The 25,150-nt window shown below is 69.3% G+C and carries 17 protein-coding genes; 7 read left to right on the top strand and 10 right to left on the bottom strand.

Features of this window, described 5'->3' with window-relative positions:
* Positions 1-16: 16 nt before the first annotated feature.
* Complete coding sequence (locus Aut01nite_RS13105; protein ID WP_084000054.1) at positions 17-1,879, bottom strand: carboxypeptidase-like regulatory domain-containing protein; 1,863 nt, start codon at positions 1,877-1,879, stop codon at positions 17-19.
* A 104-nt stretch (positions 1,880-1,983) separates the two neighbouring features.
* Here Aut01nite_RS13105 and Aut01nite_RS13100 point away from each other — a divergent pair, with 104 nt between their 5' ends.
* Both Aut01nite_RS13100 and Aut01nite_RS13095 read left to right on the top strand, forming a co-directional pair.
* Positions 1,984-3,156: a right-handed parallel beta-helix repeat-containing protein gene (locus tag Aut01nite_RS13100; RefSeq protein ID WP_043532978.1), complete on the top strand. Its 1,173-nt coding sequence runs from the start codon at positions 1,984-1,986 to the stop codon at positions 3,154-3,156.
* A gap of 32 nt (positions 3,157-3,188) precedes the next feature.
* On the top strand, positions 3,189-3,572 hold the full coding sequence (locus tag Aut01nite_RS13095; protein WP_152629113.1) for a hypothetical protein: 384 nt from the start codon (positions 3,189-3,191) through the stop codon (positions 3,570-3,572).
* Between the two features lie 42 nt (positions 3,573-3,614).
* Here the strand turns inward: Aut01nite_RS13095 and Aut01nite_RS13090 are convergent, their stop codons facing one another.
* The 3 genes from Aut01nite_RS13090 to Aut01nite_RS13080 form a co-directional block, all read right to left on the bottom strand.
* Positions 3,615-6,125, bottom strand: a complete 2,511-nt coding sequence (locus tag Aut01nite_RS13090; protein WP_052164574.1) for an Ig-like domain-containing protein — start codon at positions 6,123-6,125, stop codon at positions 3,615-3,617.
* Positions 6,126-6,254: 129 nt separating this feature from the next.
* Positions 6,255-7,901: a pectate lyase family protein gene (locus Aut01nite_RS13085; protein WP_204037526.1), complete on the bottom strand. Its 1,647-nt coding sequence runs from the start codon at positions 7,899-7,901 to the stop codon at positions 6,255-6,257.
* 161 nt (positions 7,902-8,062) lie between these two features.
* Positions 8,063-11,083 (bottom strand): EAL domain-containing protein, encoded by a 3,021-nt coding sequence (locus tag Aut01nite_RS13080; protein WP_043532981.1) that lies wholly within the window; start codon positions 11,081-11,083, stop codon positions 8,063-8,065.
* A 208-nt stretch (positions 11,084-11,291) separates the two neighbouring features.
* Here Aut01nite_RS13080 and Aut01nite_RS13075 point away from each other — a divergent pair, with 208 nt between their 5' ends.
* The gene (locus Aut01nite_RS13075; protein ID WP_236643169.1) at positions 11,292-12,896 is read left to right on the top strand and encodes a chitinase; all 1,605 of its coding nucleotides are present in this window, start codon (positions 11,292-11,294) and stop codon (positions 12,894-12,896) included.
* A 439-nt stretch (positions 12,897-13,335) separates the two neighbouring features.
* Here the strand turns inward: Aut01nite_RS13075 and Aut01nite_RS13070 are convergent, their stop codons facing one another.
* Both Aut01nite_RS13070 and Aut01nite_RS13065 read right to left on the bottom strand, forming a co-directional pair.
* Positions 13,336-15,816 (bottom strand): hypothetical protein, encoded by a 2,481-nt coding sequence (locus tag Aut01nite_RS13070; protein WP_152629114.1) that lies wholly within the window; start codon positions 15,814-15,816, stop codon positions 13,336-13,338.
* A gap of 94 nt (positions 15,817-15,910) precedes the next feature.
* The gene (locus tag Aut01nite_RS13065; protein ID WP_043532983.1) at positions 15,911-17,083 is read right to left on the bottom strand and encodes a thiolase family protein; all 1,173 of its coding nucleotides are present in this window, start codon (positions 17,081-17,083) and stop codon (positions 15,911-15,913) included.
* A gap of 79 nt (positions 17,084-17,162) precedes the next feature.
* Here Aut01nite_RS13065 and Aut01nite_RS13060 point away from each other — a divergent pair, with 79 nt between their 5' ends.
* Complete coding sequence (locus Aut01nite_RS13060; RefSeq protein WP_043532984.1) at positions 17,163-18,053, top strand: LysR substrate-binding domain-containing protein; 891 nt, start codon at positions 17,163-17,165, stop codon at positions 18,051-18,053.
* A gap of 50 nt (positions 18,054-18,103) precedes the next feature.
* Here Aut01nite_RS13060 and Aut01nite_RS13055 read toward each other — a convergent pair whose 3' ends face one another.
* From Aut01nite_RS13055 to Aut01nite_RS13045, 3 genes are all read right to left on the bottom strand, one after another.
* Positions 18,104-19,270, bottom strand: a complete 1,167-nt coding sequence (locus Aut01nite_RS13055; protein WP_043532985.1) for an LCP family protein — start codon at positions 19,268-19,270, stop codon at positions 18,104-18,106.
* A 121-nt stretch (positions 19,271-19,391) separates the two neighbouring features.
* Complete coding sequence (locus Aut01nite_RS13050; RefSeq protein WP_173476750.1) at positions 19,392-19,883, bottom strand: flavin reductase family protein; 492 nt, start codon at positions 19,881-19,883, stop codon at positions 19,392-19,394.
* A gap of 104 nt (positions 19,884-19,987) precedes the next feature.
* Entirely contained in the window at positions 19,988-20,527 is a 540-nt protein-coding gene (locus Aut01nite_RS13045) for a hypothetical protein (RefSeq protein ID WP_043533504.1), read from the bottom strand.
* Between the two features lie 124 nt (positions 20,528-20,651).
* Between Aut01nite_RS13045 and Aut01nite_RS13040 the strand changes: the two genes are divergently transcribed.
* Positions 20,652-22,712 carry a tetratricopeptide repeat-containing protein gene (locus Aut01nite_RS13040; RefSeq protein ID WP_043532986.1) on the top strand — a complete coding sequence of 687 codons (2,061 nt, stop codon included), beginning with the start codon at positions 20,652-20,654 and terminating at the stop codon, positions 22,710-22,712.
* A gap of 31 nt (positions 22,713-22,743) precedes the next feature.
* Here Aut01nite_RS13040 and Aut01nite_RS13035 read toward each other — a convergent pair whose 3' ends face one another.
* Positions 22,744-23,241: an excalibur calcium-binding domain-containing protein gene (locus Aut01nite_RS13035; protein WP_201775651.1), complete on the bottom strand. Its 498-nt coding sequence runs from the start codon at positions 23,239-23,241 to the stop codon at positions 22,744-22,746.
* 176 nt (positions 23,242-23,417) lie between these two features.
* Here Aut01nite_RS13035 and Aut01nite_RS13030 point away from each other — a divergent pair, with 176 nt between their 5' ends.
* Positions 23,418-24,467, top strand: a complete 1,050-nt coding sequence (locus Aut01nite_RS13030) for a DUF4236 domain-containing protein (protein WP_161790758.1) — start codon at positions 23,418-23,420, stop codon at positions 24,465-24,467.
* Positions 24,468-24,571: 104 nt separating this feature from the next.
* Complete coding sequence (locus Aut01nite_RS13025) at positions 24,572-25,123, top strand: hypothetical protein (protein ID WP_052164577.1); 552 nt, start codon at positions 24,572-24,574, stop codon at positions 25,121-25,123.
* Positions 25,124-25,150: the final 27 nt, after the last annotated feature.

Below are 25,150 nucleotides of genomic sequence, written 5' to 3'. Positions count from 1 at the left end.
GCGCGTTCGCGTTTCATCAGGGCACTGTCAGGTTCAGCGTCTTCACGCCGCTGCGCGGGATGCTGATCTTTCGAGCGGTGCTGATGTCGGTGGCGCCCGAGTGCCAGGTTCCAATGACCGGGGACATGTTCCACCGGAGTTTCACCTGCTGACCGCCCATCAGCGGAATCCGGTACGACGTCACGTTGCTCGCCGGGTCAAATTCATAAAAGACGCCGACCACGTCACCGGTGATCGCGTTGTGTGCCGTCAGGCCAACCTGCCACGATCCCGAGATGATCGCGCCGCTCAACGTGGAACCTTTCCGCAGCGTGATGTCGTAGGAGACGGTTTCCGCGATCGGGATCTGGGTGGCCTGGAAGCGGTTGCTGGTGTTCCCGGACCACTGATAGGGGTATTCGGCTGCCGGGGCGAAGAGCAACGGCCAGGCGTAAGGCCCGAGGTCGTCGATGACGTACCGCCCGGAGGCATCCGTGCGAGCCGCCGGCGAGGCGCCCTGAAAACCGGGCAGGGCACTGTAGTCGACGCCGACCCCGCTCAGCGGTTTGCCGCTGGGATCGGTCACCACTCCGGAGATGGACGAGGCCTCGTCGAGGTGAATGGCAGGAGCCTCGACGATCTCGCCCGGCTTGACGGTGATCTGGGCGGCATTCCGCTGGTCACCGGTGCCGCCGGACTTGCCGAGCCACTGGTGGCCGAAGCCTTGTTGTGCCGACCTGACGAACACCGTGTAGGTGCCTGCAGGGACCGGTTGATCAAGCATGCCCTTGCTGTAACCCCGTTTGCAGCCACTGCCGACGAGTTCCGGGCGACCGAGTGTCTGGAGCTCGTAGCAGACTTGGACCGGAAGCTCATAAGGGCCGGTGGCGGTGAAAGCGACCTGCCCACCGAGATCCATCGGCACGGTTACCGTGGTCGTCTCATCGGCGGTCAGGGTGGCGGTCACGCCGTCCTTGGGCAGGTGGAGGTTGGACCCGTTTTGCCGTTGCCACACACGGATGACGGCCTGCCCGGCGCGAGTCCCAGTGGCCTTGACGGTATCGGTGTCGGTGCAGACCTGGCCAGCGGACATGATGTCCACCTGTATGCAGAAGTCGGTTACCGGTGCGTTGGTGACCGAGTCGACCGCCTTCACCACCAGTATCGTCTTCGGTGGTTCCGGCTGGGGCGGTGTGAGGACGCCGTCTGCCGTGGTGGTCGTGTCCGCAGCGACGGTGAACCTGCCAGGGATGTACTCGGAACCGAACTGAACCCGGTACTCGCCGGGGAGCACCCCGAGGAAACGGTAGAAGCCGACCGTGTCGGCTTGGGTGGAGGTCACGACCGCGTCGTCACGCCAGAGGGTCACCCCCTCGCGCGCCAGCGGGGTTCCGTCCGTCCTGGTGAGATGACCGCTCAGGATGCCGGTCGGCACCAATTGGTCGTCGACCTGGACGGTCTCGCCCGCGGCGACCGTGATGGTGGTCGCCTGATTGACGTCGACCTGCTGATGCGCCCACTGGGTCAATGCCTGCCACTGGAACGAAACCCGGTAGGTGCCGGGCTGGACTTCCGTCCGATAGTCGCCGCCCATCCCGGAGCCGGTGCCGTATCGGGTGCTGCCGTCGACGCTCTCGATCGAGACGACGGCGAAAAACACGGGCCGGCCGGACCGGTCGGTGAGGGTGCCGGTGATGACGCCGGTTTCGGCGGCGGTGGCGGGCGCGGTCAGTGCGGTGGTGGTCAGGACTCCGGACAGGATGGCGAACCCGAGGCGGGCCCAGAGCGATCTGCGCAACGAATTTCCCCGTTCAGTTACGCCGCAGGCACAGAAGGTGATCACTGCGACCGGATGATCGTATGCAAAGTGGACGATCTTTTGGGCCTTCGTGCCGCGCAACCTTTTCGATCATCAGGGCCACTGGTACGGGTGACACCGACCGTGACCAAGGAGACCTGATGACCTCGAAAAGCCCGCGCGGCCCGCTACGTAAAGTCGCAGTCGTGGCGGCCTCTGTGGCGACCGTCATAGGCGCGGGCATCGCCGCGATCAGGACCGCCGATGCCGCGACCGCCACCACCTACTACGTGGCCACTAATGGCAGCGACAGCAACGCCGGCACCCTCGCCGCCCCGTTCGCCACCATCCAGAAGGCGATCGGCGCAGTCTCCGCCGGAGGCACCGTGGCGGTGCGCGGCGGCACGTACGCGCTCAAGACGAACATCCAGATCACCAAGAGCGGAACCGCCGCCGCGCCGATCACCCTCACCCGGTACGGCAGCGAGAAGGTGGTCATCGACGGGGAGGCGCTCGGGTACACGCCGGGCGCGGTCGGCTCGACGATCCCGGCAGCGCAGCGCGGCGCGATCCACATGGAGGCGTCGTACTGGAAGCTGGTCGGGCTGGAGATCGCGCACGGGCCGTACGGGATCTACTGCAACAAGTGCACCGGCAACACGTTCGACCGCCTCGTCACCCGCGACAACTACGAGACCGGGTTCCAGTTGCAGGGCGCCTCGGCGAACAACCTGATCCTCAACCTGGACAGCCACGGCAACCGGGACCCGCGCAAGAACGGGGAGAGCGCCGACGGCCTCGGCATCAAGGAGGGCGGCGGCACCGGCAACATCGTGCGCGGCGCCCGCCTCTGGAACAACATCGACGACGGCTTCGACGCGTGGAACTTCACCTCGCCGATCACGATCGAGAACTCCATCGTGTACGGCAACGGGTACAACCGCTGGAACGTGCCGAACTTCTCCGGTGACGGCAACGGGTTCAAGCTGGGCGGCAGCGGCGGAACCGGGCCGGCCGCCGCGCACGCCGTCAGCAACACCATGGCGTTCAGCAACGCCGCGCACGGGTTCACCGACAACGGCAACACCGGGGCGATCGTGGTGAAGCGGGCGACGGCGTACAAGAACGCCAAGACCGGTTTCGACTTCGACGGCGGCTCGACCGCCAAGCTCACCGCGAACCTCGCCGCCGGCAATGCGACCGCTGTCGCCCTCGGCAAGTCCACCGCCTCCGGCAACTCGTGGAACATCGGCGGCACCTGGACCCTGACGAGCACCAGCACATCCGTCATCACCGGCGCCCGAGCCGCCGACGGCACGATCGCGAACTCGGCGTTCCTGGTTCCGGCCAACGGCAAGGCGGTCGGCGCGAAGATCTGACCGTCTTTGACCGGTGTGGCATCGTGCCGGTGATGTCGTACCCGTGGATGCAGTGGGCCCTGACCGCCCTGATCGTGGTGATGTGGGCGCGCAGCTGGTGGCGGGACCGGACGTACCGGCTGTGGTTCGCTCTGCTCGCTCCGGCGGCGGCGATCGGCGGGGGTGTGCTCGGCCTCGTCCTGACCTTCTCCGAGGCGCGTGAGGCCGCCCGGTCGTGTGTGGGGAGCGACTGCCACGGCGTCGCCGCCTTCACCGGGCGGGTGGACGGCGCCGACGGGCTGGGCCCGTGGATCACCGCGAATTCGGCGCTGGCGTTTCCGGTCGCCGCGGGCCTCACCGTGCTGACCATGGTCGTCGAGTCGGTGCTGCTGGTGCGCCGGCACACCCGGGCAGGCGTACCGGCGGAAAGAGAATGACCGGGCCTCCGCGAGGGAGGCCCGGTCACATCGCTTGCGGTGTTACTTGGTGAAGGTGAAGTACCTGTACGGCGACCACGTGGTGACGTTCAGGCTGTCACCGGACGTACCCGAGATGTAGGCGGCGGCGGCGCGCATCCTGACCCCGGCCAAGCCGGTACCGCGCATGTAGAGCCGTTCGTCGCCGAGGAAGTACTCGGTCTGCACGGTCTGCCACTTACCGTTGACGTATTCCTGCATCACGAAGTACAGATTCCGCGTGCTGCGGTTGTTGCCCACATATAGATCCAAGGTCGCGTACTTGGTGTCACGGTAGGCGTAGTACGTGATGCCGCTGATCTTTTTCGTCCCGTAGGCGCTGACCGGGTTGACCGAGACGGCGACCCGGGTGCCGACGGTCGCGGTCACGGTTCGCGGGGCGTACCGGGCGTCTCCAGTGAATACCGCGCTCACCGTGGTGTTACGGGTCAGCTGAAGGCTTGCGGCGATGTTGCCGGCGCTGTTCACCGGGACACGCTTGACCAAGCGCCGGGCCTGGTCGTTGCCGGCCGGGTCGGCCCAGATTTCCACGGTCCGGTTCTTGTAGGTGGTGCCGAGGTGTGCGGTGAAGGCGACCGTCTGGCCGTACGCATACACCCTTCCGTGGTTGTTCAGCGACATGGCAGGGGCGGCCCGGGAGACGGCGATCGCCTTGGCCGCCAACGCCGGGGCGCGCGTGGCGTCCCCGGCGTAGGAGACCCGGTAGGTGACCGTGCCACCGGCCTGCGGGGTGTCGGTGAAAGCGAACCCGCCGTTGCTCCAGACCGGCTTGAGGCCCAGCGAGACGCCAGCCGGTGAGTCCAGGTCGGTCCGGGTGACCCACACCTTCGCCCCGGCCGGCAGCGACAGCGGGGAGGTGAGGCTGCCACTGATGGTGAGTGCCTTGGCGCGGGGCGCGGAGGCAGGCCCGGACAGCTTCAGCACGGACGCCTTACGGGAGACGTTTACCGTTGCTGTTGCGGTGGAGGGCAGATGGGTGCTGGCTCCGGCGTACGAGAACTGATAGGTCAGCTTGCCCTCGGCAGCGGGCAGGGTGTTGGTGACGGCGAACGTGCCGTCCGCCGTGACCGGGATGGTGCCCAGGGAGGCCTGACCGCGGGTGACCGCGACCTTGGTCCCGGCGGGCAGCGACACCGTCGACGTGATCGATCCGGCGATGGTGATTGCCGCGCCCGGAATCGCCGTCGACGGGCTGGACAGCGTCAGATTCGCCGCGACCCGAGCGATTCCCACCGAGGTGGTCGCAGTGGCCGGTGCATGGTTGCCGTCACCGGCATACGAGACCTCATAGGTCGCCTTGTCGGCAGCCGGAGGGCTGTCGGTGAAGGTGAAAGCGCCGTCCGGGCCGACTGCGGCGGTGCCCAGCCCGGTGCCGGAGCGCGAGATCGAGACCACGGTGCCCGTGGGCAGCGACACCGTCGACGTCAATCTGCCAGCGACGGTGATCGGTGCGCCGGGAACCGCCGACGGCGTGTCGGCGAGGATGATCTGGGACGCGGCGAACTTCACGCTCGACGAGGTGCTCAGACTGACGTCGCCCGACATGTCCATCGTGAGGCTGAAAAGCCGGTCACCATCCGGCTCCCAAGCCACGCCGTGCGCCTGCACTTTACCCGGAACGTTCTCGATCTTGTTGATCGTTTCGCCGGCCGCGGTGAACGTCTGTAGGTCGACGCCGTCGTAGTGGATGGAACTGCCGGTGGCGAGGGTGCCGTCACCGGCGAAATCCACAGCGACCGGGTACGGGTCGATCGTCAGGCTCCGCGCGGCTGCCATGTCACCGACGTCGCGCAGCGTCACCGCATAGTCCTCGCCGATGACTGTGGCGATCCGGTTGCCGTCCGGGGACATCGCCAGATCGCCGACGTCCAGGTTGGTCGCGACGGACGCCACGGTCGTGGCAGTGTCCCCGGAGACCTCAAGAATGGCGCTCTTGGTGTGGGTGGCCACACCGAGCCGGTTCGGGGCGGCAGAGGCGGACGCGAGTGCGATCTCCGAAATGCCGGGGTAACCGGTTTTGAAGCGGTCCAGCACTGCGGTGGGAGTTTCGGCGGACGGATCGATTGTGCCGAGGTTGCCGGTCGTACCGTCGAGGTGCCGGTAGGAGAACCAGATCCGGCCGCCGGCAACGGCCACGTCCATCGGTGCGACACCGCCGGTGGAAAGCTTCTCTTTTTGCGCCAGAGTGACGGTGTCGAGCGCGACGACGGCCTGGCCGCTGGGGGAGGTCACATAGAGCTGCGACGAGTCGGTGGAGAGCGCCAGGTTCGTCGCGTTGTCGACGAGCGCGCTGCCGACCTCTTTACCGGAGTAGTCGGTCGCTAGGACCTTGCCGGCCTTCCAGTCGGTGATGAAGACGCGGTCGTGGACACCGTCGACCAGCATGTCGCCGACCGAGGTGATCTTGATGAAGTCGCTCGTGTCGGCGAGTGATGGTGCGGCAGTGCCGAAGGTCAGAACGGTGGTGCCGGTCAGCGCGGCGAGTGCCGCCGCGCCGATCCTCTTGGTGCCCATGCTGCCCCCGTGGGTCGTCGAGTTCGACGCGAGGCTATCTCGATGATCACGAATGGGATATCGGGCGAAAGGACGAGTCGGGCCCGGCTCGTCGCAACCGAACCGTTGCGACGAGCCGGGCCCATGGAATCAGGAGGCGAAGGTCTGGAACTCCGCGATCTTCGGGGTAGTGGTCGAGCTGGTGATCTTGAAGGTGAGCTTGGTCAGCGACGTCGCCGGGAAGGTGATGACGCCCGCGCCGGTGCCGGACTTCAGGACCGCGCCGGTGGAGCCGTTGACGACCTGGTAGGCGCCGATCGAGGAGCCGGACGCCGGAACGATGTTGATCCGGGCGACCTTGGTGGCCGTGCCCCACTTGATCGAGACCTCACCGGTGGTGCCGTTCGGCGACCAGTAGGTGGTGGTCTTGCCGTCCTTGACGTAGCCGAAGCTGGTGCCGCTCATCTTGCTGGAACCGTCGGCGCTGCCGACCAGGCTCAGGTTGGCGCCGGTGGGCTGGCTCGCCGAAGCCGACGGGCTGGTCGTCGGGGCCGCGGTCGGCGCCTTGGTGGGCGCGGTGGTGGGGCTGGTGGTCGGCGCCTTCGTGGGGCTGGTGGTCGGCGCCTTCGTGGGGCTGGTGGTCGGCGCCTTCGTGGGGCTGGTGGTGGCGGTCGCCGTCGGGTTGGCGGTCACCGCGCACTTGCCGTCGGACACCTTCAGGCCGGTGCCGGCGCCGGCGGTCGCGGCGACGATCGACGGCACGCAGGCCGCGCTGTCCAGGACGGCGGTGTACGGAACGGCGACGGTGGTCGTCGAGGCCATGCTCGGGCCGGCCGGGTTGTACTCGGTGCCCTTCGCCGACCAGGTCACGTTGTCGAGCACGTTGCCGGCGGTCTGCCAGGTGCCCGCCGCGGCGGTGTAGAACGTGCCGAGCACGTCCTTGGAGTTCTGGAAGTAGTTGTTCTCCACCTTCGCCTTGGCGCCGGCCCGCGCGTTGATGCCGGACTCGTTCAGCTTCAGGTAGTGGTTGTTGTACATGTGGGCGACACCGCCACGCAGCAGCGGCGTACGCGAGTCGAGGTTCTCGTACTTGTTGTGGTGGAACGTGATGAAGCTGTTCCCGGTGTCGGTCTCGCTGGAGCCGATCAGGCCGCCGCGGCCGGAGTTGCGCAGGATGCTGTAGGACAGCGTCACGTACTGGGTGTCGTCCTTCATGTCGAACAGGCCGTCGAAGCCGGCCGATTCGCCGCCGGAGGCGACGAGCGTCGAGTGGTCCACCCACACGTTGCGGACGGTGCTCTCCATGCTGATGGCGTCACCGCCGTTGGACAGCGGCGACCCGGACTTCTTGACGTTCTGGATCGTCACGTTCTGGATCACGATGTTGCTGGAGTCCCGGATGTGGATGCCCAGCTGGTCGAAGGTCGCGCCGGCGCCGACACCGACGATCGTGACGTTGCTGACGCCCTTGAGCTCGATCAGGCCAGCCGCGGTGTTGCAGCTGCTGCCGGAGACCTTGGCGGTGTTGCCGTGGTTGATCGTGCCCTCGACCTGGATGGTGATCGGGGTGCTGGCCGCGGCGCGCTTGCACAGCGCCTCGTGGATCTGGGTGCCGGTGGTGGCCTTGACGACCGCGCCGCCGGCGCCGCCGGTGGTGCCGCCGTTCTGGCTCGCGAAGCCGGTGGCGACGTTGGTGGCGGCGCTGGCGTTCTCCTGGGGGAGGCCGATCGCGAGCGCTCCGCCGACGACCGCGACACCGGCGATCGCGGAGAGACTCAGCACGGTAGATCGTTTCATCAGGCTCAACCTGTTTCGTCTCGCGCGCCGGGGGACAGGCGCTGCGTGGTGGGGACGAACAGTTGTGCGCTGGGACGGCCGATCGGTTGCCCAAGATCAATGGTGACGACGGTCACACCATGCTGGAGGTGGCCGCCCCGGATCGCCGGGGCGGCCACTGCTCACCAGCCGCCGACGCCGGCCAGAACGCGTTCCACCGGAACCGGTTTACCGAGGTGGAAGCCCTGTCCGAAGGGGACGCCGCAGGCGACCAGGGCGTCGCGCTGGGCGGCCGTCTCGATGCCCTCGGCGATGACCGTGCAGCCGTGCTGATCGGCGAACTCGACCAGGGCCCGGATCGCGGCCTGGCGGGCCGTCTCGTTCTCCAGCCCCTGCAGGGTGTCCCGGCCCAGCTTGAGGAAGGACGGGCGCACCGACTCGATGTGCGCCAGGGTCTCGTAACCGGCGCCCAGGTCGCTCACCGCGATCCGTACCTCGCTGCCGATCTGGGCCAGCCCGGTCGGCGTCGCCTCGCCGATCTCCAGCACCAGCGGGCGCCGCGAGCCGGCCAGCAGCGGGGTCAGCTCGTGCGTGCGATGCAGCAGGTCGGCGGAGACGTTCAGCGACAGCCACGTGCCGTTCGGCAGGGACGCCGACGACGCGATGGCGGCCTGGATCAGCGCGGCGTCCAGGGCGACGTGGACGCCCCGCTCGGCGGCCGATTCGAGAGCCTCCCGCGGGTTGCTGCCGTCGGCGAAGCGGGTCAGCGCCTCGTACCCGACGACGTGGCCCTTGACCATGTTGTAGATCGGCTGGAACACCGTGAAGAAGCTGAACTCCTCGAACAGGTGCGCGCGGCTCGACGACGACTTGGACCGGTCGGTCTTCCAGTCGCCGGAGTCGGTGCGCTGCAACCGTACGGTGACCTGGCCGGCGGTGGCGCCGTGCTCGTGCCGGTAGTGCAGCACCTGCGCCCAGTCGCCGACCGCCTTCGTGGCGGTTTCCGCGGCGGCCGCCTTCGTGGCCTTACGGCGCGGCTTCTTCGGCGTGACCGGGCGGATCAGCCAGCTGCGCAGGTGGGTGAACAGGTCGACGACGGTGTTGCCGGGGCCGACGAACGCGATCATGGCGTACAGCGAGAGGGTCAGGTTCAGCACCGCGAAGACCATGTTGTTCCACAGCTGGTGCTGGATGTCGACCCAGACCGTGTAGACGCAGAGCACGATCAGGGCCAGCGGCAGCAGCAGGTAGCTGGTCGCCGCGGTGGTCCGGTTACTGACCTTGGGCGTACGTTTGAACGCGCTCTTCTCGCCGGTCAGCAGCTGCAGCAGCGAGGCGATGCTGCCGGACAGGTTCACCGGCAGCAGGATCAGGTTGAAGCCGTAGATCCGCAGCATGTCCGACCGCTTGTACCCGAGGTGCTTCAGGTCCGCCGCCATCATGAAGAAGTACGGCACCGAGATCAGCAGCAGGATCGGGTTGAGCAGCTTGTTGTTGAACGGGTACACCAGCATGACGACCAGGCACACGGAGCTCCAGAAGATGGAGGCCATGTAGTTGACCCGCAGGAAGTACTCGCCGAAGCGGTTCTTGTCCTCCCGCTTCGACTTCGCGCGGAACTGGTCCTTCAGCCGGGACAGGATCAGCAGGCCGCCGTTGGCCCAACGCTGACGCTGGATGCACAGCGAGCCGAAGTCCGGCGGGGTCGCGCTGTACGCGAGCCGCTCCGGGTAGTTGTGCAGCAGCCAGCCGCGGACGCCGAGGTCGATCGTCGACTCGGTGTCCTCGATGACCGTACGGTCCTGGATGTACCGCTTGATCTCCCAGTCGCCCTCGTACGAGACCTCGACGATCTCGTCCAGAGCCTTCTTGCGCAGCACCGCGTTCGCGCCGACCCAGAACGTCGCCCCGTAATGGGTCATGCCCTGGTGGACGATGTACTGGATGTCGGTGGTGGCGCCGGAGATCCGCTCGATCCGGGTCGCCGAGCCGGGGTACGCGCTGTACGGCGTCTGCACCACCGCGTGCTGCGCGTACGCGCCCTGTTCGAGCAGGTGCACCAGGCGCAGCGCGTACTCCGGGAGCAGCACGCTGTCGGCGTCGAGGGTGAGCACGTAATCCGGGTTGGGGACGACCAGATCAGCCCGGTTCGGGCCGGCCGTCACCAGCGCGGTGCCCAGCGGCGTGCTGACCTCCTGGTACGCCCCGCCCATCAACCCGATGTAGCTGTTGAGGTTCATCGCCTTGTTCGGCTCGTGCGACAGCGACACGTACTTCTTGCGCTCGAAGCTGGTGATCTGCACGTCGAAGATCGCCAGCAGCCGCCGGTAGAGCTGGTTCATCCGCGCGATCGGCAGGGTGACCTGCTCGTCGGCGCCGGAGTTGAGGGCGCCGGCAATCTGGCCGAGGTCGACGGCGAGCGGGTGCAGCAGGTGCTCGACGAAGAACGTGTCGGTGTGGTCGACCATCTCCTGGCGGGCGCCGAGGTCGTACAGCCAGTCGGAGGCGTACCGGTACTCGTCGGCGAGCCGGCGCATGTCCTCGAGCATGACCAGGTGGCCGCCGCGCAGCCGGACCTGCTCGTCGAAGTTCGCGTACGCCCCGGACACCCGGTAGAAGGGCACCTTCAGCTCGGCGTCGATCTTGCCGGGCAGCGCGCGGGCGGCGAGCAGCATGTCCCGGGCGGCGCGGGTCTTCGGCGCCCGCGGATCGTCGATCAGCAGGGTGACCCGCAGGCCGGGGTACTCCTGCAGGGCCGCCGACAGCAGCGTGGTGCGGTTGGTCCGCTCATCTTCCTGATATGACGGGACCAGAACCGTAAGAGACGGCGTCTTCCCGCCGATGAACTCGTCGAGCATGATCCGCGGGGCCCGCTGGTGGCCGCGCGCGCGGTAGAAGTAGCCGATGCGCGTGATCAGGTAGGCGACCGCGGACGCGGCGAGCCCGGTGACGACGAGCATGTACACGATCGCCTCGATCGCCAGGCGGACGGTGTGCGCCTCACCCGCGATGAACTGCTGAATGATCGTGTATGTGATGTAACAGGCCCAGACCGTGATCGTCACCACGATCGCGAGGCGGCCGCGGGTGATCCTGCCTTCGGAGACCGGGGGCGGCACGATCGGATGAGGTTGCGTCCTCCGGTCGGCGCCCCATTGGCGCTGAGCGTCCCGCTTGCGCTGGTCCGCCGATGTGCGTGGCATGCGTTTTCGGGCCCTTCGGTGCGAATTACGGTGACACCTAATGGCGGTGCCCGGCGGAATTGTCTTTGCAGGATCCCGATCTGGCGCTCCGGATTCCAGATTGGAGAAATGGTGCCCGCGTCCCAGTGGGTGTCCTCCATTCGCCCGATCGCAAAAGTCGCCGGGATACGCCAGCGTTTGGCGACTTGCGAATATCGAAAGGGCTTCCATGACGGACCGCGCCACACCCGTAGCCGTGCGGCCGGAGTACGACCCGCTCGCCGACCCGAACTGGCAGGAGCCGGAGCAACCGCGCAGCCGCCTGTCCTGGACGCGGCTCGGCATCCTGGTGCTCGTACTGGGTCTGGCCGGGGCCGGCGGGACCTTCGGGGTGAGGCACCTGCAGAACACGTCCGGCCCGACCGCGAAATCGTGGGCGGTGCCGTACGTCGACGTCACGCTGACGCCGACGTTCCAGTTCCAGGACCCCACCGCGAATCCGGCCAACGACGTCGCCCTCGGCTTCGTCGTCGCCCACCCGAAGAGCCCGTGCACCCCGAGCTGGGGGGCCGCGTACACGCTCGACGAGGCGGCCTCCTCGCTGGAGCTGGACCGCCGCATCGAGCAGCTGCGGCAGGCCGGTGGCGACATCACGCTCAGCCTCGGCGGACTCAGCAACTCCGAGCTCGCCGTCGCCTGCACCGACCAGACCCGGCTCACCGCGGCGTACCGGCAGCTGATCGAGCGCTACGACGTGAAGACGCTCGACCTGGACATCGAAGGCACCGCCGTCGCCGACCAGGCGTCGTTGCGGCGGCGCGTCGCGGCGGTCGCCGCGGTGCAGAAGGAGCGCAAGGCGGCCGGGAAGGCCCTCGCCGTGTGGCTGACCCTGCCGGTGACGCCGAACGGTCTCACCACCGAGGGCGTCGCGGTCGTCCGCGGCATGCTCGAGGGCGGCGTCGACCTGCGCGGCGTCAACGTGATGACGATGGACTACAACAACGGCGACCGTGACCCGGACATGCTGGCGCTGGCCGAGAGCGCGCTCAACGGCACCCACAAGCAGGTGTCCGACCTGTACCTGCAGCTCGGCCGCAAGCTCACCTCGCCGCAGGTCTGGTCGCTGATCGGGGCCACCCCGATGATCGGCCAGAACGACATCGACGCGGAACGCTTCACCGTCGACGACGCCAGGGGCCTCGCCGACTTCGCCGTCACCAACGGCCTGGGCCGGGTCTCCATGTGGTCGATCAACCGGGACGCGCCCTGCCGCGGCACCTTCGAGAACGTCGTCGTGCACTCCAACACCTGCAGCGGCGTCGACCAGGACGCCCTGGCCTTCTCCAAGGTCTTCGCCGGGCTGCCCGGCAAGGACGTCGCCGGCGACAACCACGACGCGGTCGAGATCCCGGACCAGGCGGCGGTCGTCGACGACCCGAGGACCAGCCCGTACCCGATCTGGCGGCTCAGCGCGATGTACGTCACCGGTTACAAGGTCGTCTGGCGCGGTGTCGTCTACGAGGCCAAGTGGGCGAACTCCGGCATCGACCCGTCCGCGGCCCCGGCCGCCGGCACGCAGAGCGCGTGGTCGGTGATCGGGCCGGTCAGCCCGGTCGAGAAGGCGCCCCGGCCGGTGCCGGTCGTCGCCAACGTCACCAAGGTCTGGCGGGCGGACACCGTCTACCTCCGGGGTCACCGGATCCTGTTCGGCGGCCTGCCCTACGAGGCCAAGTGGACGACCAAGGGCGAGGCCCCGTCGACGGAGTTCCCGATCGACGCGGACGACCCTTGGAAGCCGCTCTTCAACATCCCCGGCGAGCCGGCGACCAACTGACAACCCCCTTTCCGGTACGCCCGTCGCCCGCACTCTTCGCGGGAGGCGGGCGTTCCCGTTTCCGCTTCGACGAACACGTTCCGTGGTTGAGGCGGGTGGTGGTTGCTTTTTCGGAGCGATCGACGACCCTGTTGGGTACGGTCCACAGAACTACGACTTTCTTTTTTCTCTGTAAGAGATATAAAAGTCGTAATAGTAGGCCCTGTGCAAACTGTGGAAAACCCGCATAACCGCTGGTCAAAGCGTTTTCGCCCTGTGGCCTTCATGTGGGTAACCGGGGTACAACCCGGCCCGTTTTCCACAGCCCCGGCACCGGCTCGCGTTGTCCCCAGGCTGTCCACAACTTATCCACGGTCCGTCCCCTGCGCTGTGCACAGCAAGTGATCATGAAGAAGGGCGGGATCCGGCGATGCCGGACCCCGCCCTTCTGAGTGTTACGTCAGCGCACGATCACGTAGTCGTGCGCGCTCACCGCCCAGTTGGAGGTCGGGTCGGTGTAGTAGATGTAGCGGTACGAGCCGCTCACCGTCGCCGTCACGGTGGTCGCCGGCCGGCCCTGGGCGTTCGTCCAGACGGTCTTCACGTTCGTCCATTTGCCGCCGGGACCACTCGGCCAGAACTGCAGCACGGCCGGGCGACTCGCGTACGGCTGCCAGGTGCCGGTGTTCCAGTCGGCGCGGATCAGCGAGGCGCCGGCCCAGACGTTCTGGCCCTTCCTCACCGGCTCCGGGAGGGCGTCGGTGGCGGTCAGGTAGGTCAGGCGCCGGAACGGCACGGTGGCCGCGTTGTGCCGGTCGATGTGACCGCCGTCGTTCGCGGTCGCCCACACCGCGGCTCGCCAGTTGCCGGCCAGGGCGTTGCTCGAGATCTCGTGCCGGATGTCGTAGACGTACCACTCGGCGAAGCAGGTCGCGGTGGTCGCGTTCACCGGCGTGCAGCTGGTGCTCGGGATCAGCACACCGTCCGGCGTGTTGTAGGCGCCGTGGTAGAGGTAGAGGCCGCCGCCCTGGATGCCGGAAGGGGCGGTGGCGGTGAACGAGGCGTTGAAGGTGGTCGTGCCGGACACGCTCAGGTTCAGGCCCTGACCGTTGTTGATCTTCAAGTCGGAGATCGTGACATCGCCGACGGCCTCGTCACCGGCGGTCGCCGGGCCGGCGAAGGCGCGCAGCACCGTGCGGGTCAGCTTGCCGCCCTGGTCGTTGGCGGCGGACACCCGCAGCGACACGAACGCTGCTCCGGCCGGCACCGCCAGAGACGCCGTGACGCCCTGTCCGGAGGCGGTGAACGGCAGATCGGTCCAGGTGGCGCCGTCGTCGACCGACCACTCGATGCCCCGCACCGTGCTGGTCGTGGCGGCCACCCGAGTCGACGGGACCACGGTGAGGGTCACCGGGGTCGACCCGGCGCGGTTGCGCACGTCGAGGCCGGACGCCGTGAGGCCGAGGTCCATCAGCGGAATCGTGCCCCGTACGGCGTTGCCGGAGGAGAAGGTCCAGTCGCTCTGGATCTTCGTGGAGAGCTGGGACCAGGCCACCTTGCGGGTCGCGGTCTGCTCCAGGCGGTACGTCTGCGCGTACGCCGGCAGGTCCGCCACCAGGACGGCGCTGTTCGACTCCTTCAGCACCTCGCCGCCGGCGCTGAGCCTCGTCGACACCCGGGCCCCACGGTCGGAGCCCTTGCTGCCGGTGGCGTCGCCGTAGGGCGTGTTCTCGGTGAACTGCACCCGGTTGCCCTGCCGGTAGGCCGAGTTGTACGACGGGGTCGGCGCGAACGGGGCGACCCCGGCCGTGGTGGCCGGGGAAGTGCCGGCCGACAGGGTGCGATCTCCCAGGTCGAGCTGGTGGGTGCCGGTGTCGGCCAGCCGCGAGACGGTCACGCCGGGTGTCACGTACTCGGTGAAGGTGGCCGGGAAACGCATCGTGGTCGCCAGGTAGGCCCCACTCGAATCGCCGAGCATCGGCACCGACTGGTACATGCCGGTGGTGTTGACGCCCTGCGCCCGGACCGTGGTCGTGGTCTTGGCCAGCGACGCCGTCTTCACCGTGGTGATCGGGGACGCCGGGAAGGGGTGCGACCAGCTCTGCGTCAGGTCGTACCGGTACGGGGTGGGGTTGAGCGCCGTCGAACCCCGCTTCGTCAGGATCTCGTGGGTGCGCAGCGTCGTTCCGGCCAGGGAGGCCGTCGTCACGTACGACCGGACCTTGTAACCGCCGGCGAAACCGACGAAGTCGCCGTTGGGCAGCGACACCCAGACCGCGCTGGCGTCCTGCGCCGCCGTGGCGTCGTCGACCTTGAGCGCGACCTCCTTGGCCGACGACTCGGCGAGCACCACCGTCTGCGCCTTGTTGGTCACCGTGAACGACGCGGTCAGCAGGTAGCTGTTGACGTTGTAGATGCCGTAGATCGAGGTGACGAAGTAGTTGCCGGGCGGCAGGTTCGCCGTGATGCTCAGCGTGTTGCCCGGGTTGGTGACCGGAACGTACGTCCAGGTGTCCCGGTTCCACACGTTGATCAGGCTGTTCCAGGCCGTCCAGTTCTCCGAGGCGAGCCGGATCGTGGTCGGGTACGTCGCGGCGGCCGCCGAGGCCGCGGCCCGCGCGGTGCCGGGCACGCCCGTCTTCGCCGTGACGGCCGGCTCCGCCTTCACACCGAGCTCGCGCGCTCTGACCGAGCCGCCGGTCGAGACGAACCCGATGGCCGCCTTCCGGTCGCCGGCGTCGCTGGTGAACTGGAACGCGGACTTCTTGTCGCCCTCGGCGGTCACGGTGAGGGTGTCCGTGGCGGCCGGTGGGGTGGCGACGCCGATCAGGGGTGGGGTGGCGGCCTGCGCGGCAGCCGGGAGAGTGATCAGCGAGCCGCCGACCACTGCGGATATGCCGATACCCAGAGTGCGCAGCCTCGACCGAGACCACCGAGCCATGTTTGTGAGTCCTCCCGCGACGATGCGCTGGGAATGCCAGAGGGCCCAACGCGTCGTAACGGTAGCGTTCTATGTGATCACCTGCAAGATCCCTTCACCGGCCGGCGGCCAGGTTCTCCAGAACCACGGCCAGGCCCTGGCCGACACCGATGCAGATGGCGGCCACCCCGTACCGTTCGTTGCGTTCCCGCAGCACCTTCGCCAGGGTGCCGAGGATCCGGCCGCCACTCGCGCCGAGCGGATGGCCCAGCGCGATCGCGCCGCCGCGGGTGTTCACGATCTCCGGGTCGATGCCCCAGGCGTCCACGCAGACCAGCGACTGCACCGCGAAGGCCTCGTTGAGCTCGACCGCGCCGACCCGGTCCCAGCCGATGCCGGCCCGCTTCAGGGCCCGGTTGGCGGCCTCGACCGGGGCGATGCCGAAATGCTGCGGATCCAGCGCGAACGCGCCCCGGCCGACGATCGCGGCGAGGGGCTCCCGCTTCAGGAGGGAGGCTGCGCCCGCAGAACCCAGCAGGACAGCGGAGGCGCCGTCGCTCAGCGGGGAGGCGTTACCGGCGGTGATCGTGCCGTCCGGGCGGAAGCTCGGCTTGAGGGCGGCCAGCGACTCCCGCGTCGAGTCCGGGCGGATGCCCTCGTCCCTGGTCAGGGCCTCGATCGGGGTGACCAGGTCGTCGTAGAAACCGTCGTCCCAGGCCCGCGCGGCCAGCCGGTGCGAGCGGGCGGCGAACTCGTCCTGGCGGGCGCGGGTCACCTCGTACCGCTCCCGCAGCTGCTCGTTGCAGTCGCCCAGCGAGGCGGTCCACTCCTTCGGCATCCGCGGGTTGACCAGCCGCCAGCCCAGCGTCGTCGACACCGCCGTCACGTCGCCGGCCGGGAAACCCTTCGCCGGTTTCGGCAGCACCCAGGGCGCGCGGGTCATCGACTCGACCCCGCCGATCAGCACCACGGCGGCGTCGCCGGTCTCGATCGTGCGCGAGGCGATCATGGCGGCGTCCAGACCGGATCCGCACAGCCGGTTCACCGTGGTGGCCGGCACCGACGTGGGCAGACCGGCCAGCAGCGCCGCCATCCGGCCGACGTTGCGGTTGTCCTCGCCGGCGCCGTTCGCGTTGCCCCAGACCACCTCGTCGACGACGCCGGGATCGATGTCGGAGAGCACCGACCGGATCACGCGGGCGGCGAGGTCGTCGGGCCGGACCCCGGCGAGGGCGCCGTTGAACCGACCGAAGGGAGTACGGGTGGCGGCGTAGACGAAGGAGGTCATGAGGTAACGCTAGGTGGCGAACTTGATACGCTGAAGTATCAATATCCGGCGCGATTGAGAGCTACGAGGTCTTGATGCCGTGGAGCTGCGTCAGCTGAGATATTTCCTGGTCGTCGCCGAGGAGCTGCACTTCGGGCGGGCCGCCGCCCGTCTGCACATGGCCCAGCCGCCGCTGTCCCAGGCGATCCGCCGCCTGGAGACCGACCTCGGCGTCGAGCTGCTGCACCGCACCACCCGCCGGGTCGGCCTCACCGACGCCGGCCGGTTCCTCGTGCAGCGGGCCAGGGCGATCCTGGCCGACGTCGAGGGCGCCGGGCACGAGGTCCGCCGGGTCGCCGCCGGGGCGGTCGGGCACCTGGCTATCGGCTGCGTCGGCTCGGCGACGTACAGCCTGCTGCCGTCGCTCTCCCGGCACCTGGCCGTCGAGCTGCCCGGCGTCGACTTCTCGTTCCGCGGCGAGATGCTCGCTCCCGACCAGATCGAGGCACTGCGCTCCGGGGAGATCGACCTGGCCCTGCTGCGCCCACCGGTCGCCGATCTGTCGCTGACCGTCACCCGGCTGCGCCGGGACCGGCTCGTCGTGGCGCTGCCCGCCGCTCACCCGCTCGCGCAGCGCCGGCAGGTACGCATCGCCGACCTGCGGCAGGCCGCGCTGATCGTGCACTCCGCCGACCGCCGCTCGGTGATGTACGACGTCGTGGTCGGCCTGTTCCGCGACGCCGGCCTCGACCCGCGGATCCGGCACCAGGTCGGCGAGACGTCCACCCTGATCACGCTGGTCGCCGGGGAACTGGGGGTGGCCGTCGTCCCGGAGCCGGTGACGGCGCTCGCGCTCGACGGCGTCGTCTACCGGCCGCTGATCCGCCCGGCCGTGACCGTCGATCTGGCACTGGCGCACCGGGCCGACCGGTCCGAGCCGCACCTGGCCCGGACCATCACGCTGATCCGCGGCCTGACCGGCGCACGGTGACCCGTGTGTGCATTTCGGGCGCGCATGACGGCCGAAATGCGCACACGGGTTCAGCTGTCCTTGTTGACCAGGGTCGGGTTGTCGATGAGGAACGAGGTGACCCGGTCCTCCTTGACGGCCTTGAAGAACGCCTCGGCGACCTCCGGCTGCAGGAACTCCTCACCCAGGTACGTGCTGCCCGGGCCGTTCACGTATTTGCCGCCACCGGCCAGCTTGATCGTCGTCATGTCGTCGACGTTCAGGTTCTTGAGCGCCACCGCCCACTCGATCGGGTCGTGGCCGGCGCCGTCGAAGGTCAGCGACTTGCCTGCCGCGTCCAGGATCTTCGTCATCTTGGAGATGTCGGTGACGACGTTCTTGCTCATCGCCTCCTTGGCCATCGCCTTGATGAACTGCTGCTGGTGCCGCTGACGGCCGTAGTCGTCCAGCCCGCTGTCCGCCCAGTCGTACCGCTGCCGGACGTAGTCCAGCGCCTGCCACGGCTTGAGTCGCACCGGCTTGGTGCTCTTCTTGTAGGTGGCCTGCGGACCGATGTACGGGTGCTCGCACTTCTTCGACTTGTTGCCGACCGGGCACGCCTTCGACCGCGGGCGCTGCTTGCCCTCCGGGGTCAGGTGCTCCGACATCACGTCCATGTCGATCACCATGGAGACGCCGCCGAGCGCCTCGACGATGTTCTTGAAACCGCCGAAGTTGATGATCGCCGCGGCGTCGAACTTCTCGATCCCGGTGTAGTTGCGGATCGTCTTGGAGAGCAGCTTGAACCCGTTCTCCACGTCGATCTTGCCGTTGACCTGGCTGCCGTGCGCCATCGCGCCGTTGATCTTCGTGCGGCCGCCGTCGTAGCCCGACTTCTTGTCCGCGGGAATCTCCACGTACAGGTCCCGGGGCATGGAGAACAGGTAGGCGGTGCTCATGTCCTTCGGGATGTGCGCGATGACGATCGAGTCGGCGAGCGGCGCGGTCGTCGTGTCCCGCGGGTCGATGCCGACCAGCAGGATCGTCAGCGGCCCCTTGATGTCCTTCGGCGCCGCGTTGGCGGACCCGTCACCGGAGTCCAGCAGGCTGGTGCTGGTGAGCCCGCCGGTGTACTTGGCGATCAGGGTCTGGCCGGTCACCAGCGTGCCGCCGCTGACGACGACGATGACGGCCCCGAAAATGGCACACAGCCGCGCCCAGAGCGGTGCGCGACGCTTCGTGGATCTGGCCAAACCCATCTCCCCACCCGTCGAAACAACGACCACGCATGATTGCACAGTCCGCCAAACGTCTCGATGGACCGGGTGACGGTCATCTTTCCGGCCCATACCGGTTCACGTCGCCGGAGGGTGGGCCGGTTCAATCCTCGTGCGTGTGGAATCGGCGATCGTGGTGTACCAGACGACCGCCCGGCGGCCCGAGGAACACCTCCAGAACCGTCGCGACGACCACCGTCGAGCCGCCGACCGGGACCTGGTGCAGCGGCGCGCACCGCAGGCTCGCCACGGCGCCGGGCAGCATCGGCTCGCCGGTCGGCAGCGTCTCCCAGCCCTGGTCGGGGGTGAACCGGGGGCCGCCCGAGCGGGCGAAGTCGCGGGCCAGGGCCACCTGCGCCGGGCCGAGCAGGTTGACGGTGAGACCGGGCGCGGCGAGGACCGCGAGGGCCGAGCCGGAGCCGATCACCGAGAAGGAGAGGGCCGGCGGGTCCGCCGACACCGAGGCGACGCTGGACGCGGTCAGGCCCACCGGACCGTGCGGCCCGGCCGCGGCGATCACGGCGACCCCGGTCGGGTAACGCCGGAAAGCGGCCTTGAACCGCGCCGCGACAACCGTATCGATCTCGCTGAACACTGGTCTTCCTCGTCCCTTGCCGTGCCGTCGGAGGAAACCGTAGAACCTCAACCTGAATTGAGGTCAAATCCTACGACGACACGGATGCGGTCGATGATCCCGCATCAGCCGCCGGACGAGGTCGAGCCGCCATCGGTCACCGAGGAGCCGCTGGTGCCGCGTCCCACCACGTTCGTCTTGATGGTGCTGCCGTTGCCGATCCGGCCGGTCTCCGGCAGCGAGAACGCCCGGCGGCTCGCCGCGTCGCCGGCCGGGAAGAAGCCCCCGCCCCGCAGCAGCGTGCCGACCGGGGCGTTGCGCGGATAGCTGGACGAGTGCCAGATGTAGTAGTCGCCGGTGTCGTCGTCGCAGTACTCCTCGTCGACGACGAGACCGTCGGCGTCCGCGCAGTAGAAGAGCTCACCGGCCGCCCCGGCGACCGGCGCCGGCGTGCTCTCCTCCACGACCGGCTCCTCTTCCACCGGCTCCTCTTCCACCGGCTCCTCCTCGACGTTCTCCTCGGTCACCGTGGTGAACGTCTCCTCGACGACCACGCCCGGCGAGTCCGGCGGCGAGCTGTCGCAGGCCGCCGCTCCACCCGCCGCCAGTGCCAGGAACGAGGCCGTCAATGCGACACGGCGGGAGCTGATCCGTCGGGCATTCATGGCGTGCACGCTAGATCACGGTCGCCACCTGCTCATACGCCGTTCAGGTAACCGTCCGGCGGCAGTTCGGCCGGTCCCGGCGCGTCACCGGAGTCGCTCCGGGAGGCCCGGTATCTTCCTGCGCGTGCTGGACGAGACGATTGACCGGTCGCGCCGCCGGGAGCTGGCGGCACTGCACGACGCGCTCACCGGGCAGCCCGGCACGTGTGTGCTGACCGGCCCGCCGGGTGTCGGCAGGACAGCGCTGGCGGCGGCGTACGCCGAAACCTTCCCGGGCGCAGCCCGTTGGGTGAGCCTGGCCGGCAGCAGCGCCGACCCGGACGAGATGGCCGCGACCTTCGCCGCCGGGCTGCGGGCCCGCACCGGCAATCCACCGGTGGCCGACGCCGTCGCGGAGTTCGCCGAGCGGGTCGCCGCCGGTCCGGAGCCGACGCTGCTCGTCGTCGACGACATCCCGGGCGAGCTGACCGCCGAGCTGATCGACCGGCTGTCCCTGCCGGAAGCGGGCGGACAGCTGCGTACCGTGCTGATCACCGGACGGGACACGCCGGGGCTGCCGGTGCCCACGGTGGAACTCGGGCCGATCGGAACGGCTCTGGGCGGGCACCCCATGGCGCTCCGGCTGGCCGGCGGCGACCTCACCGCGATGGCCGCGCGGCTCGACGCGGAGACGGTGAGCCCGGTGGTGGTGCTGGTGCGCGACCGTCTCGACCGGCTCGGCGACGCGGCCTGCCGGCTGCTGCGGGTGGCGGCGCTCAGCTCGCCCGCGGCGCTGCCGGCCGGGCTGATCCGGCTGTTCCTCGGCGCCTCCGCCGAGCAGGCGGTCGCCGAGCTCACCCGGGAACTGCTCGCCACCTCCGACGGCGGGGCCTGTCAGGTACACCCACTGGTCCGCGACATCGCCCGCCAGCACCTCCCGCCGGTGGACTGGACCGCGCTGGCCCGCCAGTTCGCCGACGCGGTGCTCGACCACCCGTGGTCGGTGCCGCTGGAATCGTTCCTGGTCGCCCGGCACGCGACCCGGCTCGCCGGGCGGCCCGACCTGCCGGACGCCGTCGTCGACCGGCTGCACCGGCGGGTCATCGCCCACCACCAGCCGGCCGGTGAGGCGGCGCTGGTCCTGCCGCATCACCGGGAACTGGCCGAACGCCATTTCGACGATCCCGAGGTGCTGATCGCGGCCGCCCGGGTCATGCGGGCCCGCGGCGAGCCGGAGGAGGCGAAGGACCACGCCGACCGCGCGGTGCCGCTTGCGACCGACCCGGCGACCCGGCACGCGGCCCGGCTCCTGCTGGTCGAGTGCCTGGAGGAGATCGGTGACACCACCCGCGCCGACGCGCTGTGGACCCTGCTCGGCGCGGCGGACGGTCCGGACGCCGCGGCCTTTCTCCGGGCGCGACGGCTGCGGGGCCACCTCGACGAGGCGCGGACCGGGCTGACCGGGCTGATCGACCGGCTCGGCACCGGCTCAGCCGTGTTCCACCAGGCGCAGGAGGCGCAGCTGGAGCTGGCCCGGACCGAACTCGACCTCGGCGCGCAGTCGGAGGCGCGACGGCGGGCCGCCCGGGTGATCGCCGAGTACACCGCCCGTCATCTCACCGACCACGCCACCGCTGTCGCGGCGATCGACCTGATCGGCGATGCCCGCTTCACCGTGGCCCCGGCCGAACCGGACGACGACCTGGCCGGTGAGCTGCTGCGGCTCCGCGACCGGTACGCCGGGGCGCACGGCCGGCGGCATCGCCTGACGCTCGCGCTCGCGGTGGCCCACGCCGAGGCGGAGCGGCGAGAGAAGACCCTTCTGGCGGTACGCGACGACGTGCGCGACCGGTTCCCGCTGGAGCATTCCGCCCGTTCCCGTACCGAACTGCTGCTCGGCTTCGCCGCCGCGCGCGGCAGGCGCAACGAGGACGCCCGAGACCATTTCACCGACGCCCTGCACGGGTTCCGCGCGGTCCTCGGCGACACCCATCCGAACACACTGCGCGCCGAACTGGCTCTCGGTGTCGCGCTCAAGTTGACCGGTGGTCGCGGCGCCGCCCGGCACATGCTGCACGTGTTGCGGCACGCCCCGGCGAGTGTCGGGATCGGCACCGATCTGTTCCTGCAGAGCGCCTTCGGTTCCGGCTTGAGCGTGTTCCCGTCCTGGTTGTGGCGCCGGCTCACCCCGCAGGCCCGCGAGTAGACCTGACCGGTCCCGGACATCGCGGGGTGGGTTACTCGCAGGCCACCCCGTCGCCGTCCCGGTCCAGCTTCGCCCGGTACCCGGGCTGTCCGCGGTAGAGCGGGGCGGCGCCGGCGTTCCGCGCCGCGGTGCAGTTGGCGTAGTAGACGTTCTCCTCCTCTTCCTCGGTCGGTTCCTCGGTCGGGGTGGGCTTCGGTTTCGGCTTCGTGGTGGTCACCGCCGGCTTCGGCCTGGTGGTCGTCACGGCCGGTTTCGGCTTCGAGGTGGTCACCGCCGGCGCCGGGGTGCTCGGCAGAACCGGCGCGCTCGACGTGGGTACGGCCGTCGGGGTGCTGTCGGTCGCCGCCGCGGCCGTGGTCCGGACCGGGTCGGTGGGCGGCGTGGTGGTGACGACCGGCGCCCCGGTGTCCTTGTCGTCCGCGTCCACCGCGCCGATGAACTTGGCCGGCGCGATGCAGCCGCACAGCACGAGCACCAGCGCCGCCATGATCTTGAAGTCGCGCCGCTTCCGCCGGTCCACAGTCGTCACGGTCCGGAGTCTCACACGCACGATGCCGCCGGCGGCACGATCGGATGTGCAGAACCGGTCATCCGTTCGATCCGGGAGTTCGTCCGAGTCGCTTCCCCGCATCCCTTGTGGAGACGATCGGACCGGCCGAAGCGGCGATTACCGGCGCGCCCGGACCGCTCTACCGTCACGCGGACATGGGCTTCTATCTTCGGACCGACCTCAAGGCCGGCCCCTTCCGGTTCACTCTGACCGGGTCCGGTGTCGGCGTCTCGGTCGGCGTGCCCGGGTTCCGGATCGGCACCGGGCCGCGGGGCAACTACATCCGGGTCGGCGCGCTCGGCACCTCGTACTTCAACGCCCCGGTGTCGCCGGTCGCTGTTCCGGCCCCGGTGCCGGTCGGCGGCCCGCATCAGGCCGTCGACATGCGGGACATGACCGGGGTGGCCGTGCAGCACCTGGCCGCCGCGCACCCGTCCGACCTGGTCACGCAGATCCAGGCGGCGGCGAAACAGCGGTCGCTGTGGCACTGGGCTGCGGTCGCGTTGCTGGTGCTGATCGCGGTGCTGCCGCCGGCCGGTCTGTTGCTGCTGGTGCCCGGTGTCCCCGGCATCTGGTGGCTGTGGCAGCGGGACCTGGCGCGGCGCTCGGTGGTGGTGTTCTACCAGGTGGAGGACGAGGCGGCGGCCCGGTACGAGCACCTGACCGGGAACGCCGGGTTCGTCACCGCGGTGCAGGCGGTCTGGGAGGTCGAGGCCCAGGGCAGCCTGACCACGCCGTACCAGCAGAAGGTCAACGCGGGCGCCTCGGCGCTGGTCGGCCGGCACCCCGCGACCATCGATCTCGCCGGACCGCCGTGCCTGGTCACCAACATCGCGGTGCCGAGCCTGCACGGCCGGGACCGGTCGATCTACTTCCTGCCGGATCGGGCCCTGGTCCGGCACGGCGAGCAGTACGCCGACATCCCGTACTTCCAGCTCGGCGCGTACTTCGAGGAGCAGCGGTTCGTCGAGAGCGGAACCGTGCCGGGCGACGCGCAGACGGTCGGGACCACCTGGCAGTACGCGAACAAGTCGGGCGGGCCGGACCGGCGGTACAAGGACAACCGGCAGCTCCCGATCATGCGGTACGGCCGGTTGACGCTGACCAGCCCCGGCGGCCTGCTGATGATCTGGGACTTCTCCCGGCCGGACGTGCCGTACGCGCTCGCCTCCGTCCTCAGTGGCATGGGCCGAACTGTCGGGTAGGAGACCCGATGCCACCGGGGGACATCCGGAGACCGTCACCATTCGTAGTATTCGCTGGACTGTCGATCGACGGTCGCTACGGGGGAGCCGGGAAGGAACGATCGGTGACGGCGGATGCACTGCGGCGGGCGGGACTGACCGCTCTCTATCTAGGGATCTTCGCGACGATCTGGTTCAGCGTGCCGAAGAACGAGCCACCGCTGGGGATCGTGCTGGTGGTGGGCAGTGTGGCGGCGCTACTGGCCGCGGGCACCGGCGGGGCCCTGGTGTTCCGGTCCCGAGCGGGCGGGTCGTTCCAGCGAGACGTGCAGGGCGACCGGAAGTACCTGGTGATCTTCGCGGGGGAGCTCGCGGCGGCCGGGTTCGGTGCGGTGCTGCTGGCGGTCAGTGGTCACTCGGAGTACATCGCGGTGTTCGTCGGCGCCGTCGTCGGGGCGCACTTCTGGCCGCTGGCGCCGGTGCTGCGCGATCCGGCGCTGCGAGTGCTGGCGGTGCTCGTCTGCCTGGCCGCGCTGGCCGGGCTGATCACCGGGCTGGTCTCCTCGTCGGTGCTGCCGGGCACGGTGACCGGGGCCGGGATCGCGGTGCTGCTGCTCGGCTACGCGATGGGCGCGCTGATCCGCGCCGGACTGGCATTGCGCAGTCCGGCGTCGTAGAAGCGGACCGACGTGTGAAGGCCCGGC

Origin of the sequence: Actinoplanes utahensis (assembly GCF_016862455.1) — a bacterium.
Taxonomy (GTDB): Bacteria; Actinomycetota; Actinomycetes; order Mycobacteriales; family Micromonosporaceae; genus Actinoplanes; species Actinoplanes utahensis.
Note: the sequence above shows the minus strand (reverse complement) of the source record. Positions and strands in the feature narration are given on the sequence as shown.